This window comes from Massiliimalia massiliensis (assembly GCF_900155615.1).
GTDB classification, from domain to species: domain Bacteria; phylum Bacillota; class Clostridia; order Oscillospirales; family Ruminococcaceae; genus Massiliimalia; species Massiliimalia massiliensis.
This window is the reverse complement of record NZ_FUHT01000004.1, coordinates 39,533-58,551: the sequence shown is the minus strand read 5'-3', so window position 1 is coordinate 58,551 and position 19,019 is coordinate 39,533. Positions and strand designations below refer to the sequence as shown.

At 47.5% G+C, this 19,019-nt stretch carries 16 protein-coding genes; 9 read left to right on the top strand and 7 right to left on the bottom strand.

Features of this window, described 5'->3' with window-relative positions; translation table 11 throughout:
- Window positions 1-9 precede the first annotated feature (9 nt).
- From CZ360_RS08855 to CZ360_RS08835, 5 genes are read left to right on the top strand one after another with little or no spacing between them, the layout of a single operon-like run.
- Window positions 10-1,902: a sensor histidine kinase gene (locus CZ360_RS08855; protein ID WP_077533853.1), complete on the top strand. Its 1,893-nt coding sequence runs from the start codon at window positions 10-12 to the stop codon at window positions 1,900-1,902.
- Window positions 1,889-3,442, top strand: coding sequence for an HD domain-containing response regulator (locus CZ360_RS08850; protein ID WP_077533852.1), 1,554 nt, complete (start codon window positions 1,889-1,891; stop codon window positions 3,440-3,442). The genes CZ360_RS08855 and CZ360_RS08850 overlap by 14 nt, the downstream gene beginning before the upstream one ends.
- A complete protein-coding gene (locus CZ360_RS08845; protein WP_077533851.1) occupies window positions 3,439-5,112 on the top strand; it encodes an AMP-binding protein in 1,674 nt (557 codons plus the stop codon). The genes CZ360_RS08850 and CZ360_RS08845 overlap by 4 nt, the downstream gene beginning before the upstream one ends.
- A 12-nt stretch (window positions 5,113-5,124) precedes the next feature.
- Complete coding sequence (locus tag CZ360_RS08840) at window positions 5,125-5,349, top strand: acyl carrier protein (RefSeq protein ID WP_077533850.1); 225 nt, start codon at window positions 5,125-5,127, stop codon at window positions 5,347-5,349.
- Window positions 5,346-5,894, top strand: a complete 549-nt coding sequence (locus CZ360_RS08835; RefSeq protein ID WP_077533849.1) for a 4'-phosphopantetheinyl transferase family protein — start codon at window positions 5,346-5,348, stop codon at window positions 5,892-5,894. Before CZ360_RS08840 ends, CZ360_RS08835 begins: the two co-directional genes overlap by 4 nt.
- A 132-nt stretch (window positions 5,895-6,026) precedes the next feature.
- Here CZ360_RS08835 and tnpA read toward each other — a convergent pair whose 3' ends face one another.
- The 3 genes from tnpA to CZ360_RS08820 form a co-directional block, all read right to left on the bottom strand.
- Window positions 6,027-6,488 carry an IS200/IS605 family transposase gene (gene tnpA / locus CZ360_RS08830; protein ID WP_077532218.1) on the bottom strand — a complete coding sequence of 154 codons (462 nt, stop codon included), beginning with the start codon at window positions 6,486-6,488 and terminating at the stop codon, window positions 6,027-6,029.
- 204 nt (window positions 6,489-6,692) lie between these two features.
- On the bottom strand, window positions 6,693-7,499 hold the full coding sequence (locus CZ360_RS08825; protein ID WP_077533848.1) for a DUF368 domain-containing protein: 807 nt from the start codon (window positions 7,497-7,499) through the stop codon (window positions 6,693-6,695).
- Between the two features lie 141 nt (window positions 7,500-7,640).
- Complete coding sequence (locus CZ360_RS08820; protein ID WP_456085453.1) at window positions 7,641-9,353, bottom strand: Na/Pi cotransporter family protein; 1,713 nt, start codon at window positions 9,351-9,353, stop codon at window positions 7,641-7,643.
- 328 nt (window positions 9,354-9,681) lie between these two features.
- On the opposite strand from CZ360_RS08820, the gene CZ360_RS08815 reads away from it, so the two are divergent.
- On the top strand, window positions 9,682-10,320 hold the full coding sequence (locus CZ360_RS08815) for a superoxide dismutase (protein ID WP_077533846.1): 639 nt from the start codon (window positions 9,682-9,684) through the stop codon (window positions 10,318-10,320).
- A 72-nt stretch (window positions 10,321-10,392) separates the two neighbouring features.
- Here CZ360_RS08815 and CZ360_RS08810 read toward each other — a convergent pair whose 3' ends face one another.
- Complete coding sequence (locus tag CZ360_RS08810) at window positions 10,393-11,694, bottom strand: FAD-dependent oxidoreductase (protein WP_077534792.1); 1,302 nt, start codon at window positions 11,692-11,694, stop codon at window positions 10,393-10,395.
- A gap of 357 nt (window positions 11,695-12,051) precedes the next feature.
- On the opposite strand from CZ360_RS08810, the gene CZ360_RS08805 reads away from it, so the two are divergent.
- Window positions 12,052-12,573 carry a CarD family transcriptional regulator gene (locus CZ360_RS08805; protein ID WP_077534791.1) on the top strand — a complete coding sequence of 174 codons (522 nt, stop codon included), beginning with the start codon at window positions 12,052-12,054 and terminating at the stop codon, window positions 12,571-12,573.
- A 38-nt stretch (window positions 12,574-12,611) separates the two neighbouring features.
- Here the strand turns inward: CZ360_RS08805 and CZ360_RS08800 are convergent, their stop codons facing one another.
- Together CZ360_RS08800 and CZ360_RS14430 are read right to left on the bottom strand one after the other, a co-directional pair.
- Window positions 12,612-12,998 (bottom strand): MerR family transcriptional regulator, encoded by a 387-nt coding sequence (locus CZ360_RS08800; RefSeq protein WP_077533845.1) that lies wholly within the window; start codon window positions 12,996-12,998, stop codon window positions 12,612-12,614.
- Between the two features lie 93 nt (window positions 12,999-13,091).
- Window positions 13,092-14,243 carry an aldo/keto reductase gene (locus CZ360_RS14430; protein WP_077533844.1) on the bottom strand — a complete coding sequence of 384 codons (1,152 nt, stop codon included), beginning with the start codon at window positions 14,241-14,243 and terminating at the stop codon, window positions 13,092-13,094.
- A 378-nt stretch (window positions 14,244-14,621) separates the two neighbouring features.
- On the opposite strand from CZ360_RS14430, the gene trkA reads away from it, so the two are divergent.
- Both trkA and CZ360_RS08785 read left to right on the top strand, forming a co-directional pair.
- Window positions 14,622-15,980: a Trk system potassium transporter TrkA gene (gene trkA, locus CZ360_RS08790; RefSeq protein ID WP_077533843.1), complete on the top strand. Its 1,359-nt coding sequence runs from the start codon at window positions 14,622-14,624 to the stop codon at window positions 15,978-15,980.
- Between the two features lie 135 nt (window positions 15,981-16,115).
- Window positions 16,116-17,555: a TrkH family potassium uptake protein gene (locus tag CZ360_RS08785; RefSeq protein WP_077534790.1), complete on the top strand. Its 1,440-nt coding sequence runs from the start codon at window positions 16,116-16,118 to the stop codon at window positions 17,553-17,555.
- A gap of 92 nt (window positions 17,556-17,647) precedes the next feature.
- Here CZ360_RS08785 and CZ360_RS08780 read toward each other — a convergent pair whose 3' ends face one another.
- Window positions 17,648-18,949 carry an MBL fold metallo-hydrolase gene (locus CZ360_RS08780; protein ID WP_077533842.1) on the bottom strand — a complete coding sequence of 434 codons (1,302 nt, stop codon included), beginning with the start codon at window positions 18,947-18,949 and terminating at the stop codon, window positions 17,648-17,650.
- Window positions 18,950-19,019: the final 70 nt, after the last annotated feature.

Genomic DNA, 19,019 nt, shown 5'->3' with positions numbered 1-19,019 from the left:
GTGGAAGCTATGTATATCTCAAATAGCCTGATGGCTTTTTTCATCATATCCATTATTCTAATGGTCGCGTTTATTATCACCATGGTTCGTACCCGGCAGGTGAATCTCCTGCACAAATTCTATTTTGCTGCTGTGCTTATCTTAATCATCTGGCTTTTGGCCTTGATTGGGATTAAATATACAGACCCGGAAAACATACGGTGGCTGATGATTCTGGATGGGATTACCAACCTTGGCGGAACTTTAATTCCACCCTGTTCGCTTTTATTTGTGATCTGCTATACCAAAAAATATGAAAGTAATCTACCCAAAGGATATTGGTGTATTTTTATTCTACCGATTCTATCTTTGATCATGATCTTCACAAATAACTTTCATCATCTCTTTTATCGTGTATTTTCTCTTTCCAGTACCACAGTGGTATTTGGCCCTTATTTTCCGATTCACTCAGCTTATACCTTTGCCTGTGTTGCTTTATCTGTGATCCTGATGATCCGCTTTGCATTTAAAACGAAAACAAGGCTACATATTTGGCAGGCGATTCTATTCACGATCGGAAGTCTTGCTCCCAGTCTAACTAACCTCTTGGTTGTTGGGGGGCTGATTAAAGCCACCATTGTAATCACCCCGATTAGTTTTATTGTCACTATTATCTTTCACGGACTTGTCATTTACCGACTGCATCTGTTTGACGTGAAACCAATCGCCATGCAACAGTTGGTGAATCTGATGGGTGACTGTTATCTGATCATTAATCAAAACGGACTTATCATCGGCTTCAATCAGCCATTTGCTGAGTTGCTCGGACGTCAGCATGGAATTCGGGAAAACATTTATCTCCATAGCTGTGTCCAAAATGAGGACGTTGAAAACAAGACAGCTGTTTATAACTTGCTCAATGCAATTCACTACTGCCAAGAAACCAACGTTAAAACAGCTTACGAGCAATCCTGCAGCATGACACGGGACGGTGAAACGATCCGTTGTTATTATATGGTTGAAGTGACTCCCCTTGTAGTAAAAGGAAGTGTCTGCGGATTTTTGTCCATTTTCAAGGATGTTACTCAAATCAAGGTAAATATGCAGCAGTTACAGGCCAGTCAGGTTAAAATGATGGAGCAGGAACGTCTGGCGTTTTTAGGGCAGATGGTCGGCGGACTTGCTCATAACTTAAAAACTCCGATCATGAGTATTTCCGGAAGCCTTTCTGCTGTAGAAAACCTGATTCAAGAATGTACCCTGAGCATCGGTGACGCTGATGTGACGCCGGATGACTATCATGAAATATACGCGGAAATGGACTCCTGGCTGCAGCGGATGCGGGAATCCTGCGCTTATATGTCCGACATTATTACAGCCGTCAAGGGACAAGCCAGCAGCATGAATGTTTCTGACAGCGTTGATTTCTCTTTGACAGAAACCTTTAAGCGAGTTTCCCTGCTGTTAAGGCATGAACTGCTGAACAGCCGCTGTTCCCTTATCATAGAAAACCGGTTTGATGATTTTGATATCATGATGCATGGCGATATCAATAACCTAGTTCAGGTTGTCACAAACCTGGTATCCAATGCAATCGACGCTCAGACACCGGACGGACGCCATGATATTATCATATCCATTGACAAAAACGACGAGGCGCTGGCCATATCGGTCAAGGATTTTGGCTCTGGTATCCCAGAAAAGGTGCGCACAAAGCTATTAAAGCAGATGATCACCAGCAAAGGAAACCAGGGAACCGGGCTCGGCGTATTTATTTCCAACACAGTAATTCATGCAAAATTCGACGGATCTATGTGGTTTGAAGAAAATCCCGGCGGCGGAACAATATGGGTCATCTCCATCCCGTTGGATCACGTAGCCTTTGTTGACCGAAAAGAGGTGATGGCAAATGAGAAAGAATAAAGTAATTGACCAAAAAAATGAATTCTCCATTCTGACACTTGACGATGACAAAATCATGACCGAAACCCTGCAGTCCTATTTTCAGGCAGCCGGCTACCGGGTAGATATTGAGAATGATCCTTTGACTGCCATCGAACGGATCAAAACCAAAGAATACGATATTCTTCTGCTGGACTTTCTGATGCGCCCGATCCTCGGCGATGAGGTTGTACGGCAGATCCGTACCTTTGATCAGGACCTCTTTATTATCCTGCTGACCGGCCATAAAAGTATGGCGCCGCCGATTAAAACCATCCGCGAGCTGGATATTCAGGGCTATTATGAAAAAAGCGACCGATTCGACCAACTGGAGCTGCTGATCGAATCCTGTGCAAAATCAATCCGGCAGATGCGTACAATCCGCAATTATCGGGATGGACTGAGCAAAATCCTGGAACAGGTTCCCCGTTTAAACCACCAGCAGGAATTATCCGCATTCCTTTCAAAAATCCTGGAGCAGGTTTCTGAAATCCTGCCCTGCAAGGACGGATTCGTATATCTGGACTTTGCAAGACTGGTGGATGACAAACAGCTCCAGGAAATGGACCCCCAATCCTATCTAGGAATGGGAAAATACAGTTCCCGGAATCAGATAGACATCGGCTATTTTAACTCCTATTTTCAGGATCAGCAGCAGATGATTGAAGAAAAGGAGAAGCGTCTTTTAACAGCGCCTCTGTCGGCAGAAGGCCGCCGGCAGTTCGGCATCCTTCAGATGGAGTTCCCGGACCGAATCCGGCACGAGGATGTCCAGCTTTTAGAGGTATACGCCAAACAGCTTGGCGAGATTGTCAACAACCTCATTCTCCATTCCCTTTTGCAGCTCCAGAACAAGGAATTAAGCGACGCGTATGCCTCCATGCGCCAGAACTACTTTGAAACGATTGATGCAATCCGAAAAATCGTTGATGCCAAGGATTTTTACACTCGCGGGCATTCCGACCGTGTTGCCTTCTATGCAGTGAAAATAGCACAGGAAATGGGGAAAAGTTCGGACGATATCGAGCGGATTCGGGTAGCGGGACTATTCCATGATATCGGAAAAATTGGAATTCCCGATGAAATTCTCCGCAAAAACGGCCCGCTTACTGACGAAGAGTATGCCCTGATCAAGGAGCATCCATCTCTGGGTGAACAAATGCTTTCCTCCGTTTCCCTATTTAATGATATCCTGCCGGTTATTGCGGCGCATCATGAGCGGATGGACGGACGAGGATATCCTGCCGGGCTAACCGGAGAACAGATACCGGAGGAGGCCCGGATCATCAGTGTTGCAGACTCCTTTGACGCGATGACCTCCAAACGGACTTACCGCAGCAGCCTGACGCGGGAAGCTGCGATTGCCGAACTGAAGAACGGCAAAAACGGACAGTTCGATTCTCAGATTGTCGATGTATTCCTCAGAATACTTGATGATCATGCAGATACGCTGGAACAGGAGCTTGCTCAGGTGACAGCAGAATCCATATACTTTAAAAAAAGAGAAGGTGAGGCAATATGAAAAATATCCCACAGAAGGAAAGCCGTTATTACCCAACCTTTCGGGAATTTTTGACCGATGTTTCCGATCGTTATGCAGACGCACCCGCTATTACAACCTATCTCAGAGGATCGAAAAGACATGATAAGTCCTTTCGGGAATTAAAAGAGGACTCTTTTGCCTTTGCCTCGGCTTTATTTGCCTCCGGGCTGAATGGAAAGCATGTTGCCCTGATCGGTGAAAACAGCTATGAATGGCTGGTCTCCTATTTTGGAACCGCTATTGCCGGCGGAGTTTCCATTTGCATCGATACCGAGCATGCAGATCAAACTATTCTGGAGATGGTGCAACAGGCAGATGCTGAAGGCATTATCTGTTCTTCGGCGCTTCGCAACCTCTGCAGCACAATAGAAGAAGAAATCCCCCAAATCAAAAGGGTGATTGTAATCGGCGGAAAGGAAGATGACCCAGAAAGCTTTACCTCCTTTCTCCTCATGTCTAAAGATGCGGAGGCACAGCATCGCTTTTCCGCCTATCAAATTGACCCAAAACAAACAGCTTCTATTGTTTATACTTCCGGAACGACCAGTACAGCGAAACCGGTAATGCTGTCCCATTCTGCAATTCTTTCCAATGCCGCCGATTCTCTTACCATCCTGGACTCTAGGGAACGAATTTTTAATTCCCTTCCCCTCTACCATACCTATGGCTTAACTTGTGGTGTCCTTTGCGGTTTGATCCGGGGGATCAATGTCTGTCTCAGTTGTGATCTCAAACGGATGGTTCAGGAAATGACACAGTTTAAACCCAATCTTTTGGTCGCTGTTCCTCTGATCATCGAGGTGATCCATAAGATAATCTGGTCATCCATTGAAAAAGCCGGCAAAAAAATCTCTGTACAGCGGATGATCAAATTGGAGTCTCTCCTGCATCGTCCGGGCGTAATCATTGGCACTGGTATTAAGGCGGCTCTCAAGGGCACCTGTCTGGAAGAATTGGATGTAATCCTATCCGGTGGGGCTTATCTGGCGCAAAACATTGCAAAAGATCTTCTCCATATGGGGATTGTGGTGTTGCAGGGCTATGGAATTACAGAATGCTCACCCAGCATTTCTTGTAACCGCAACGAGGATTTTAGCCTGGATTCCGTCGGAATGATCCTTCCTGGTAATGAGGTAAAATTTATAGAGGATGAAATATTAGTTCGTGGCTATTCCATGATGAGCGGATATTATAAAGCACCGGAGTTGACAGCAGAATCTTATGATGAAGAAGGATGGTTTAAAACCGGTGATTTGGGATATCTCGATAAGAAGGGCCACCTCCATATCACTGGACGGAAGAAAAATCTTATTGTAATGAAAAACGGAAAAAAGGTTGCGGCAGAGGAAATGGAAAATGAAATCCGTAAAATGCCGTTGGTCAAAGAGGTTATGGTTTACGGAGCGCTCAGCGGCGCTTCGACGGACGATGTCAAAATCGCAGCGATTATATATCCAGATCCAGCTTTGACTGAAAATATGAGCAACTACGAAATCCTGGAGCAGCTTCAGGTGTATATCAATGAAATGAACGCAAAGCTGCCAATTTATAAGCAGGTGCAGATGATTAATATTCGGGAAACCGATTTTGAACGCACCGCTTCCAGAAAGATCAAACGTCAGAATATACAGGAAAATGCACAAGGATAGGATGGATTATTTGTGTTGGAAATATTAGAAGAAATTATATATCATGTGACCGGCAAGAGCGGTCTGACGATGGATACCGACTTTGTTAAGGATTTAGCCCTGAATTCCTTCGATATTATGAATATCATCTGCGAATTTGAGGAACGGTATGATATCAGCGTGCCAACCCGCGATGTGTGGCAGCTCAAGCAGGTTAAGGACGTTATTGCCTATATGCAGGAAAGAGGGCTTGAATGATCCGCGCAAACATTCAGATTGTAATCTGTCCGCTTAGCCGGATTTCTGCGCCAAAGGAAATAATCCTTTCTCTCGGAACAGAATTTGCCCGGAAATACCATCTGCCCGTTCCGTACCAGGTAGTTACCAGGCCGCGCCAGAAACCACATTTTGACTGCGACGGAATTTACTATTCCATTTCACACAGTGGAGATTACTGGGCCTGCGGGCTCAGCGATACGCCGCTCGGGATTGATCTCCAACGGCATCAGCCCTGCAGACAGGCGCGAATCGCAGGCCGGTTTTTTCATCCGGCAGAGGCGGATTGGCTAGCTTCACGGCCGGACGACGCTTTTTTCCAAATTTGGACTGCTAAAGAAAGCTATGTCAAATTTACGGGAGAGGGAATCACCGATCAATTTTCCTGTTTTTCGGTAGTTAATCCAGACGGTGGTATTGATTGCTGCAGGAACGGTTACTTTCAGTTTCTCCCCTTTCAGGATGGGTTTACCTTCTGCGTCTGTTCTGCTAAGCCCGCTCAAATAACTCTGATACAGCAATCATAACCACCCGTCAAACGGGTGGTTTGCTCGCCCCTATAAGGGGCAGATACCGACCAGCGCCTAAAGACGCTGGCTTTCTCTTTGTTCAAGCCTATTGCCTTTGCCGCTTTTGCCGCCCCTTAAAGGGCGTTCGTACTACCTGCTACCCTTAAAAGGGTCTTCATACTCTTTTACACTCAATTTATCCAGTGCTATATCGTGCTTTTCCTGTTCCTCTATGTATTTCCGTATGGTTGCCTCATTGAGTCCTACTGTACTTACATAGTACCCCTCTGCCCAGAAATGTCTGTTCCCATACTTATACTTTAGATTTGCATGTTTATCAAACATCATCAACGCACTTTTTCCTTTCAAGTATCCCATGAAACTTGACACACTTATTTTTGGTGGTATACTTAAAAGCAGATGTACATGGTCAGGCATCATATTTCCTTCCAGTATTTCTACTCCTTTGTATTTACACAGTGTTCTTATGATTTTCTGCAAATCCACTCTATACTGTCCGTATATCGCTTTTCTTCGGTATTTCGGTATGAACACTATGTGGTACTTACACATCCATTTTGTGTGTGATAAACTGTTTGTTTTATTTGCCATTAAAATCACCTTTCTTTTTTTGCAATAAGCTTGAACATCTTATTGTACCACGAAAGGTGATTTTTTTGGTTTAACCTTTTGTTTCCCACCCGCATAGCGGGTGGTTTTCTGTTTCGTGCCGCTGGCACTCAACCGTCTAAAGACACTAATAAAAGCCAGCCCGCGATATACGCGGGCTGGCTTTTTGTATCTATTATATTTATATTATTCTTTCTGGGAAAGGAACCGGATGGCAAAAAAACCGGCAGCAGCGGTCAAGAGGCAGAGGACAAGCTCCCACCCCTGCGGTATTCCCGGCAGCAATTCCGGGACAGAGCCAAGCATAAATCCGAGTATCATTAGATAGGTCGGTCTGGGATGAATGGTCATCGCTTTTTCGAGTAGTTTGGTCGTCAGGATGATTCCGAGCAAAAGCCCGATTCCCAGTGGAATCAGGAATGGAAAATAGCATTCGCTGATTGCACGGATCATCTCGTCGTACAGCCCCAAGATCAACAGCAGATAGGAGACGCTGATTCCCGGAAGCACTAAGGCGACTGCCGCCGCGATTCCGGCAACAACCAGCAGCAAGCTGCTCACCAGCCCTGCATTCATCTCCTTCTGATACCACCCCTGCGGAATAAAGGACAGCAATAACACCGTCAGAATTCCCAGCCCGATATACAGGATCAAATCCCACGAAAATTTCCTGATCCGGGCTTTTTTGACAATCATAGGAATGCCGCCCGCCACAGCGCCAAGAAAAAAGCAGAGCGTAGGGTTCGGATACCGTTCAATCAAATGGAGCAGCGGGTTTGCAAATAAAACCATTCCCAAAATACCGCCCAGGGCAAAAATCCCTAAAAACAAAAGGCTTTTCCGTTTATGCTTCAGAAAGGAACTGACAGAGGAGATCAACTGGTCATAAATCCCCAGAATCATAGCCATCGAGCCTCCGCTCACCCCCGGCACCAGCATGGTTCCGCCGATGCATAGGCCTTTACAGAAAACGAGCAGCCTGTTCTGCTTCATATCCGATCCCCCCTCTCTTTTATTTTTATGATCTTCTCCTTCTTTTATCCGTCTGTTTTTATTATATCATGAATCCGCCGGGATCAAAACAGCGATGCCACGAGACAGGAAACAGCTCGTTCTGAGAGCCGTTTCACATTATTATACTGGCGCAAGCGCCGGTTCTGTTTTCTCCGCTGTTTCGGTTTCCAGGAATCCGTCCGGGAGTCGGTCTAATATCTGCCCGATATTCAAAAGATGGTCCCCAATTCGTTCAAAATCGGTCAACATCTCAGAATACAGGATGCAGGCATTGTCCTCACATACGCCGTCCTGCATCCGCTCAATCTGCATTGCGCGGTTGTGCAGGGTCATCTCATCAATCCGCTGCTCCAAGACGGAAATCTCCTGGAGGTTTCCTCTCTGGATTTGATCAAAGGGAAGGAAAAGCTCAAATGCCTGAAGGCTAATCCGCTTCATCTCCTCCATCTCTTTCATCGCTTCGTCCGAGAAAGTAATCCTCTCATCCTCCATCCGTTTTGTATATTCACAAAGGTTAATTGCATGATCCCCGATCCGTTCCAGGTTGCCCGCAATCTGGAAAAAGGAACTGATTGCTTTGGAATCCGCTTCATTTTCTTCATAGGCGATAGTATGGGAAATATACCGGGCGATTTCCTTATTCAGGTAATCAATATATTCCTCCCGCTCTCCAACCGTCTCCAGCCGCTTGGAGGAACGCTCCAGCACCGCCTGAAAGCTCTGCTCCACATTATCCCGTGCCATCTGGGCCATCCGTCCCAGCTCTTCCCAGACATTATGCAGCACAATAGCGGACATCCCGATCTGATGCTCCCTGGAAAGGTCGGTAGGCTTAATAAACAGGAGCTGATGCTCCGCCTCGGTTTCGTAGGCCTTTTCCGGCAGAATTTTCGTCGCTGCCTTTGCAAGATATGTTCCAAACGGCAGCAGGAGCAGCGTAGTGACTACATTAAACAGGGTATGCATGTTGGCGATCTGCGCTGCCGGATGATCCGGAGTAAAGGATTCCATGAAAGATACCAGCGGCGTCGTAATACAAACTACAGTAAAGATCGTCGTCCCAATGATATTAAAGAGCAGGTGGATAATGGTAGTCCGTTTCGCATTCCGGTTGGTGCCAATAGACGCCAGGACAGCAGTAATGCAGGTACCGATATTCTGTCCAAACAGGACGTACACTGCACTCGGCAGCCCGATCAGGCCGCTTGTTGCAAGCGCCTGCAAAATGCCGACTGAAGCAGAGGAAGACTGGATAATTGCAGTAAAGACCATCCCAGCCAGAATTCCCAGAACCGGATTGCTGAACTGTGTCATCAGGCTGACAAACGCTTCTGATTCTCTCAGCGGACTCATAGCTGAGCTCATCATTTCCATCCCAATGAACAAAACTCCCAGTCCGGCAATAATTTGTCCGTAGTGATGGCAGCTTGGCTTTTTGAAAAATACGACAAGAGCGACACCCAAAAAGGCAAAAAGCGGCGCCATAGCGCCAACGTCCAACGCAATCAACTGGCCGGTAATCGTTGTGCCAATATTAGCGCCCATAATAATCCAAACCGCCTGGCGCAGGGTCATCATTCCAGAATTGACAAAGCCGACCACCATCACAGTGGTAGCGGAGGATGACTGAATGACTGCGGTAATTCCCGCCCCTACGATCACGCCGAGAAAACGGTTGGAGGTCAGTCTTTCCAAAATCCGTTTCATCCTGTTTCCGGCGGCAGCTTCCAGTCCGGAGCTCATCATCTGCATTCCATACAGGAAAAGCGCCAAACCTCCCAGCAAGCTTAAAATATCTGTAATTTTCAAAACCCGTCTCCCCTTTCTGATCATAAAAAGAAGGTACAGCCCGTACTCAGTCGGAATACAGACTATACCTTACGCAGCTATCCTATTGAAGAAGCCCTGCTCCTTGGCACGCCCAAATGCTTCATCAAAAATATCTCCTTTATTCAACTGGTTTCGCACTCATTATAAGAGAAATTGGAAGGAAGGGCAATACGATTTGAGGAAATTTTACCGCGATTTCACCCGGACTTTACATATCGATATGTTACCAGACAGAGAAAAACACATATATTTTAGCTGATCCTGCTCATTTTTTATCCCTTTTCTCACCAAATCACAGAAAAAGCATATATTGGAATGAGGAGGGATTCAGATGATAAATGACTGCTATCCGTTTGAGAATATTCCATTGCCTTATGATTACGACTCGTTGGAACCCCATATTGATTCGCTAACCATGCACCTGCATCACGACAAGCATCTGCAAACCTATATCGATAGGCTAAACCAGGCATTAAAAGAGCATCCACGGCTGCAGCCGCTATCCCTGGAGCAATTGATCCGCTCTGCCGCCCATCAGCCGCGGCATATCGGCGTTCCAATTTCTCAGAATGCCGGCGGAGTCTATAACCACAGGATGTATTTCGAGACACTTACCCCGGATTCGCCTACCCAGCCAAATACCCTCCTTGCCAATGCAATAGACCGTTCCTTTGGAAGCTTTTCGGAATTCCAAAAGCAGTGGAAGGAGGCTGCATTAGGGGTATTTGGCTCTGGATACGGCTGGCTTGTAGCCGACCGATGCGGCCGGCTGCGAATTATTAAAACAGCCAATCAGGATACCCCCCTGACTCTGGGACTTTCTCCTGTCATCAACATCGACGTCTGGGAGCACGCCTACTATCTCAAGCATTATAACAAACGGGCGGACTATATCGACGACTGGTTTCAGGTGGCCGACTGGACAAAAGCCGGTGAGCGGTATGCAAGTGCTCTTAAAAGGCAGAGATAAATATCTGGCAAAAGCAATATATCCGGCAGAAAATCCTGCCGGATATATTGCTGCAATTGATATCAAATGATTTTATTCTACCTTACTGTCCCGCATCGCCGGATTATCGATCAGCCGTCCATGATAGTCAAACCGGGAACCGTGGCAGGGACAATCCCAGGTGTGCTCAGCCCGATTCCATTTCAAAGCGCACCCCAGATGGGAGCAGCGCTTGGTAACCGGAAGAGCCATATCTGCAATGGTGGTGCCGAAATTCACCCAAAGCTGTTTACGAAGCATCGTCCGCTGTGGAGAAAACACATCGGCAAACCGGCTGGAATTTCCCAGAATCCGATCTGTGAGAACTGCCGCCGCAACCATGGAAGAGGTCATTCCCCACTCATTAAATCCGGTGGTGACCAAAAGATCAGGTGTGGCCGGGCTGTACTGTCCGATATAAGGAACATCGTCCAGACTCATGCAGTCCTGCGTTGCCCAGACATATTTTTCTTCAGCACGCGGAAAATATTGCCGGACAAACCGATGTACCGCCGGAAAGCCGCCGCCTTTGCTGCCGGTTCGGTGATCGCCCCCGCCTACCAGCAGCAAATTCTTATAATTTCGGAAATAAATCCCGCCCTGGGCTGTATCTACATAGGTTCCATGCAAATCCGGAGCGCCCGCGAGCGCCACCACAAAGGAACGCATTTGATAGAGCTTCGCAGGATAGAGTCCCCTGCGGTTAAGAAAAGGAAAATGAGTCGCTACAATGATCTTCTTTGCCCGAATTGTTCCGTTTGGCGTTTCAGCAAAGCCGCCTTTCAGCCGGCTCACAAAGGTGTGTTCATAGATATTCAGTCCCTTGGCAATGCCGTACAGGAATTTGAGCGGATGGAACTGCCCCATATCGGGGTAGCAGACCGCACCCGATACCGGAAATGGCAGCCGGGTCTTTTCCTGAAATTCTGCCGGATATCCCAAACGGTTTACCGTTCGAACCTCCTGTTTCAATTTTCCGGGATCAGCCCTTGTATACATAAACGATGGCTCAATCTCAAAATCACAGGGATATACTTTAGCAAGCTCCTGGAATTTCCTAACTGCCCAAAGGTTCGCATCCAGGTACTGCTTCGCCTTCTGAACGCCAAACTTCGCAATCAAGTCAGTATATAGTGCGTCATGCTGGGCGGTCAGGACTGCTGTTGTTCCCTTCGTAACGCCTCCGCCAATCTCTTTTGCTTCCGCCAGCAGATAAGGAACGCCTGCCTGCTCCAGCCGGTACGCGCACAGCACACCAGCCATTCCGCCTCCAATAACCAGTACCTCTGTTTCCGTATCCTCCCGCAGAGCTGGGAATGATGGGCGCTGTACCGATTGATCCCATAGATATTCCATCCGGTTCTCCTCCAATGAATAAAAATCAGCTTGTTTTAGTATTAGCCCTTTTCCGATAATTATTTTTAGATCCTCCGCAAAATCGGAGGAAAGCACCGGCACAATGCGGTGCTTATACGGTTGAATAGAACTTTTCACTAAATTGCACTCGTTTACTTCTAGTCAAAGATTCATAAATTAACGGTTTTTTTCAGAAAATGAACATTTTTACTTAAAAATGTGGTATACTATAAATAAGAACTCAACGTGTAGTTTGCTTAGCAAAACGTAAATCCGGTTGCAGCAGGCTGCACGTTTTTCTTTTTCATAACAGAGGAATCTAAAACCATAGCAGTAAGAATCAAAGTGGGGATGAATGTGTATCAAGTTAATGAAATGATTATGTATGGGACAGACGGCGTATGTAAGATCGATTCTATTGTGACAAAGGAAATAGGAGGAAATTCCATAGAGTATTATGTGCTCAAGCCAGTCTATAGCAATAATTCTACCATTTATGTGCCGGTACATAATCCGCATTTGAAGAAAAAAATGCATCAGGTACTGACGTCCGGGGAGATCTATCAGCTCATTAAAGCAATGCCGGATGAGAATGTCGTATGGATCGAAAATGAGAATGAACGGAAAGAAAAATTCAAGGAAATTATTATGAGCGGGGATCGAATGAGTCTCATTAAGATGATCAAGGCGCTCTATTTCCATCAGCAGAAGCAACAGGAAAAAGGGAAACGGCTTCGCGCTTCTGATGAACGTTTTTTCACAGAAGCGGAACGTATTTTATATGACGAATTTGCGCTGGTGCTTAATATTGAGCCGGAACAGGTTCTTCCGTTTATTATGGAACAGGTGCAGATCAGCGAAAAAAATCAGACAGCATAATATCAAGAGACGGGCTTTCGAATGAAAGCCCGTCTCTTTTATTGCTCCGGCTCGTCCCAGGATAGCTTTCCGGTTTTTGCCGCCAGCTCGTATTTGGAAATTTTATAGTTCAGCCGCTCCAGCGTATTGTCAATCTCCGCACGCTGTTTGAGCAGCCGCTCCCTCTGCTCCAACAACAGCTGAAGCCGGGCAGGAATGGTTTCATCTCCAAGCTGATAAAGCCTTACATATTCTATCATGGCTTCGACAGGAAGCCCTGCGCTTCGCATACACTTCGCCAGCTCCACCCAACCGCAGTCCTGTTCCGTATAATCCCGCAGCCCGCTCGGCGTACGGTGAACCGGCGGGATCATGCCGATCCTTTCATAGTACCGCAGCGTATCCTGCGTCAAGCTATATTTCTTGCTGACCTGCGCAATCGTCATATACTATCACCTCATGACATTAGTATAGCAGTAGAATATTCCAGCGTCAATGAAAAGCAATTTGGGCAGACACATGCCTGCTTTGCCAAAGACCTATCTCCCAAACACCTCAGCCGCCTGCTTCATTTTGCGGATGACATCCGTTCCAAACGGACAGTTTCTCATGCAGGCGCCGCATGCAATACATTCTTCCGCATGATGTTCCAATAACTCATAGTGGTTTTGTACTGTTTCCGGCACAAAGCCCTGTGCAACCGCCAGATCTAAATATTTATTGACAGCCGCAATATCAATTTTCACCGCGCAGGGCGCACAATGCCCGCAATACATGCAGTGTCCGCTGAAAGAGCTCTTTGGCGCGTTGGCGAGAATTTCACTGTAATCCCGCTCATCCCCGCTCGCGCCGCAGTACCTTGCGGCAGCCTCAATTTCCTCTGCCGTTGCCATACCACCCAGCACCGAGGCGACTGCGGGACGATCCAAACAATAGCTGATACATTGGACAGGGGTCATCGCTCTTCCAAACGGAGTCTGCTTTCCGTCCAGCAAGAGGCCGCCTGCAAAGGGCTTCATCACGGTTATCGCCACGCCTGCATTCTGGCAGGCCCGGTAAAGCCGGTCACGCTTGGGATCGATTCCCTCATAAATCCGGTCAAAGGCATCCTTTTCAAAAAGCGCGTTTACATCCTCATTGGCCGGCAGCATCTCGTATGCCGTCTTCTGCTTGAAAAAAAAAACATCAATCAGACCCGATTCCACAGCCAAAAACGCGACATCCGGATTATGGGTAGACAAGCCCAGATGCCTGATCAGACCCTGCGCCTTGAGTTCTTCCGCATAATGGATTACCGTCCCGTTCATGACAGCTTCATAGTCATTTTTATCATCTACATAGTGAATCATTCCAATATCAAGATAACCGGGCTGCATATATTCCATCAGCTCTTCAAAGGCTCTTTTCACCTCGTCCGGTTTTCTTGTCCGAAAGTACTGCCCGTCCCTCCACGCACTGCACAAATGCGCCTGAAGGACATACTGATCCCGCGGATACTTTTTCAGTGCACGTCCCATATTCTTCCTAACCTGGGGATTGGAGGTATACAAATCCCAGAAATTGATTCCTGCCGCCATAGCGCAATCCAACAGTCTTTCACATTCGGGATAGTCTTTCCCTTCAAAGCCCTCACATCCCATTCCGACTTCACTGACTCGGATTCCAGTCCGTCCCAGCGTCCTATAATCCATATGATCCCGCCTTTCACATTTGATATTCTCCCGGCATTTCTTCCGTCCGGCTCACAATGGCGGTCAGGATAGTATCTCTTGCCGGGAGTCTTTCCGTTATTCTTATGGTAACACCTGGACTTAACTCGAAGTCAAGAGGCTTCATAAAAACTTTACATTTGTCTTTTTCTTCATGCCTGCCAGGAACCATCTTTACTATATGGCTATCCTAAATTCCGCCATTTTCAACAAAAAAGAAGAAAGTTCACTAATTTTTGAATCGGAATATGTATAAGAAACGCGATTTAAAAGCAAAATCTGCTATTTTCCTAGACTTTTTCAGCAAAAGTGTTATAATATATTACGCCCACATTAACATAGCATAAAGGAAGTGGTCCAATGGAAATCATTCTGGTTGGCTGCGGTAAAGTGGGAGCCGCATTGGTAAGCCAGCTCAGTGAAGAAGGTCACAGCATTACCATTATCGACACCTGCGCTGATAAAGTACAACGCCTTACTGAGGATTTGGACGTCATGGGGATCGTGGGCAACGGCTCCTCAATCAACGTTCTTACCGAAGCAGGAATGGAAACGGCCGACGTATTCATCGCTGTCACCGGTTCGGACGAGCTGAACCTATTATGCTGCATGTTTGCTAAAAAAGCCGGACATTGCCGCGCCATTGCACGCGTGCGGAATCCGGAATACAGCCACGAGCTGGAATTTATAAAACAACAGCTTGGGATTTCCACCATCATCAATCCTGAGCTGGCTGCCGCGCGGGAGATTTCCCGCTTGCTGCGCTTTCCTGCGGCCATCAAAATCGATACCTTTTCCGACGACCGGGTGCGGCTGATTAAATTTGAGCTTTCCGATGCGCGCAGCCTCGGAAACACCCCAATCCGGGACATCCCGGGCCTGGGCTGCGATATCCTGATCTGCGCGGTTGAACGCGGTGAGGAGGTCATTATCCCGGACGGAAGCTTTATGCTCCGAAGAGGAGATATTGTGACCCTGCTGGCTACCCACGAAAAAGCGGTTGCCTTTTTTGGAAAGATGAACATCCCCAACCGTCCGGTGCGGAGTGCATTAATTGTAGGCGGCGGCACCATCGGCTATTATCTGGCAAAAGACCTGATTGCACATGATATCCGGGTGCGGATCGTCGAGCAGGATACCAGGCGCTGCGAAACGCTTGCAGAAGCGCTGCCGGAAGCAACCATCCTACACGGCGACGGTACTGACCGCCAGCTTCTGCTGACAGAAGGATTGCCGATTGCAGAGGCTTTTGTTGCCCTGACGAACATTGATGAGGAAAATGTACTGTTGGCGCTCTTTGCCAAAAAACACAGCGATGCGAAACTGGTCACCAAAATTAACCGCCTCGAATTCGACGATATCCTGGATGGACTTGAAATTGGCAGCGTAATTTATCCGAAATATATGACCTGCGATTTTATCGTCCAGCATGTCCGCGCCTTACAAAACGAGGCCGGCAGCAATATTAAGACGATGTATCATATTCTCGACGACCGGGTTGAGGCGCTGGAATTTGTTGTCCACGAGTCCTCGCCTATCACAAATGTTCCATTGTCTAAGCTTCGCCTGAGGCCCCACCTGCTGGTCTGCTGCATCACCAGAGGAGACAGGGTGATTATTCCGAGCGGAGACGATTCAATCCAGGAAGGTGATTCGGTCATCGTCGTGACACTGGATCATGGCTTAAATGACCTCCGGGACATTATTTCTGCCTATTAAAAGGAGCTTAGCGTGAAAATGATTTTTCACGCTCCGTTTTTGAGTCTGTACCACACTATACAAGCAACTTGATCAGCCGGCTCAAATTCCGAAAGAAAGGAATACCCTTGCAAGGTTAGGGGTATGGAGAACGCTATGAACCTATGCATGATCGTTTATATATTAGGATGGATTTTATTGTGCGAGGGCGCGCTGCTTGTCCTCCCGCTGATGGTATCAGTCTATTATGCGGAGCCTACCTGGCACGCATTTTTAATTACCATTGCCATCTGTCTGGCTTTAGGCGCGCTGCTGGTGCACAGGAAGCCGCGCAATCGCGTGTTTTATCTGCGGGAGGGCTTTGTCAGTACCGCGCTGAGCTGGATTGTCATCAGTATTATGGGCGCGCTGCCCTTTCTGCTGACTGGTGCGATTTCCGATCCGATTGACGCGCTGTTCGAAACTGTTTCGGGCTTTACTACCACCGGCGCCAGCATCCTTTCAGATGTTGAGGCACTTCCCAAAAGCCTGCTTTTCTGGCGCAGCTTCACCCACTGGATCGGCGGTATGGGTGTTTTGGTGTTCCTGCTGACGCTGCTTCCCCTAACCGGAGGATCCCATGTCAACCTGATGAAGGCGGAAAGCCCCGGCCCTCAGGTGGAGAAGCTAGTACCGAAGGTACAGTCTACCGCAAAAATTCTCTACAGCATCTATATTGTTCTCACAGCCATACAAATCCTGCTGCTGCTTGCAGGCGGTATGCCGCTCTTTGACGCTGTTACCACGTCGTTCGGTACCGCAGGTACCGGTGGCTTTGGGATCAAAAATGACAGTATGGCCGGATATTCGGCCTATATACAAAATGTCGTTACCATTTTTATGATTCTGTTCGGCATGAACTTTAACTTTTATTTTCTCCTGTTGCTGCGTAAATTCAAACGCGCTTTCCTGCTGGAGGAAATCCGCTGGTATCTACTGATTATTGCCGTCTCTATCCTGATTATTACCTTAAATATCAGCGACCGGTACGAAAGCCTGGGCCACGCATTTCAGCAGGCCGCTTTCCAGGTGAGCTCTATCATCACAACGACAGGGTTTGCCACCACGGATTTCAGCCTCTGGCCTCAGGTGTCCAGAACCATTCTGGTAATGCTGATGCTGGTAGGAGCCTGCGCGGGCAGTACCGGGGGCGGATTCAAGGTGTCCCGGTTTATCATCCTGCTGAAAACAGTCCGTAAGGAGCTGCATCATTTTCTGCATCCCCAGAGTATTGGAAAAATCACCATAAACGGGAAAATTGTGCCGCATGAGGTCGTGCGCTCCGTAAACGTATTTATGGTGACCTATGTCTTAATTTTTGCTTTTTCCATCCTGTTGATCGGCTTTGACGACCATGACCTGATCACAAACTTTACTGCGGTTTCCGCAACGCTCAACAACATCGGGCCCGGCTTAGAGCTTGTCGGCCCAACTCAAAATTTTGGAATCTTCTCCGGCGGTGCAAAGATTGTCCTGATCTTTGATATGTTAGCCGGCCGATTAGAGCTTTTCCCACTGTTACTTCTATTCACACGGGAAACATGGCGGAAATTTTAAAGTGCCTATAAAAAGCGCAAAACGCGGAGCCTGAAATCCAGGCTCCGCGTTTTATTCTATGCTCACTCGCTGAAATATAACCCAAATACAGATTATCGGATGGCAGATTTCGTCACCCACATAGAGGCAGACCGGTAGGCTACATCATAAACTGGTTCTGTAACCCACTTTCCCGTCTGCTGCGTCCAGGTTAAATCAGGATCATTCCCAAGCAGCTTCTCGCACAGAACGATCATATCCTCTAAGACCTCAAAGCAGAGAGGCGTATATCGTCCGCCTTCTTTCTGCTCGGCGCTTTCCTGCACCCAATGGCCTCCATAGATGAGATAATCTCTCAGCCCGGATGTCTTTTCCAAAAAATGCTTTAAGCTGTCCAGATATACGCTTAGAGGCCGGATTCCTGGAATCGCCATTAAGACGCCCATCCCAGAGCCAAACGCGTCGCCGGAAAAAAGGCATTGATCCTCATGGTCAGCAAAGACAATACTCCCCGGCGTATGTCCAAATGCATGGAACACCTCAATCTGCTTTCCTCCCAGATCAATGATATCCCCCTCCTGAACCGGCACAAAGCAGCCAGGGCGAAAAGTCTTTCCCGGCATCATTGCCTGTAAAAAATCTCTGGGCAGCTCTGCCTCATTGGGTGAGATATAGACCCGCTCAAATTCATCTGCATGGAGCATATGGTCGCCGTGCGCATGGGTAATTGCCAGCTCTACCGGCAGCTTAGTCAAGGTACGGATCATCGGCAGAATGGGTCCGTCACCCATCCCTGTGTCAATAAGCAGCGCCTTTTTCTCCCCTTCAACCAGAAAGAAGGTTTCAATTGTTCCGGATTCTATATTCCACAGGCCCGGTTTCAGCCAATGGATTTCATACTGCGACGCCTTTGTCTGCTGGAACAGCCAATCCAGCAAAGATTCATCCAAAGGCTCCTGAACCTGTTCATATACTGCCGTTTTGCTGCCAGCGTATCGGAGGGAATAAATCATTTTTTCGCCATTTCCTTCAAATTCCGGTTTGCCCGGAAAAGCGCGTATCGGCAAAAATTTGGCGTTGCGGATGGCATACGGATCGCCCGTACCGCCGATTACAGCGCAGGCGGCAAGACTCCTCGAGTATTGTGCCGCCAATCTCCAGGCAGCATCAGCCCCGGCGCCTATCCCCAGCAAGTAAACCTTCGCGGGATTCGCCTTTGTTGTCTGAAACAGCTTTCCAACCCGCTCCATGATCGTTTCTATCCGTTCAAATTCCGTATCATGCAGAAGATAGCAATCTGCATAGCCAGCGATCCAGTTGGCGGTATCAGCACTTTGGATGCTGTCATCCAATAAAAGAACCAACGGATAGGTTTGATGCTCTGCAACCTGTTTTGGAATGAATAAATGTTCCATTTTATTATCCTGCCTTTCTTGCGGTGTCAAGCCAATCACTAGCTTGCATCACCGTTGCTGATTTATCACG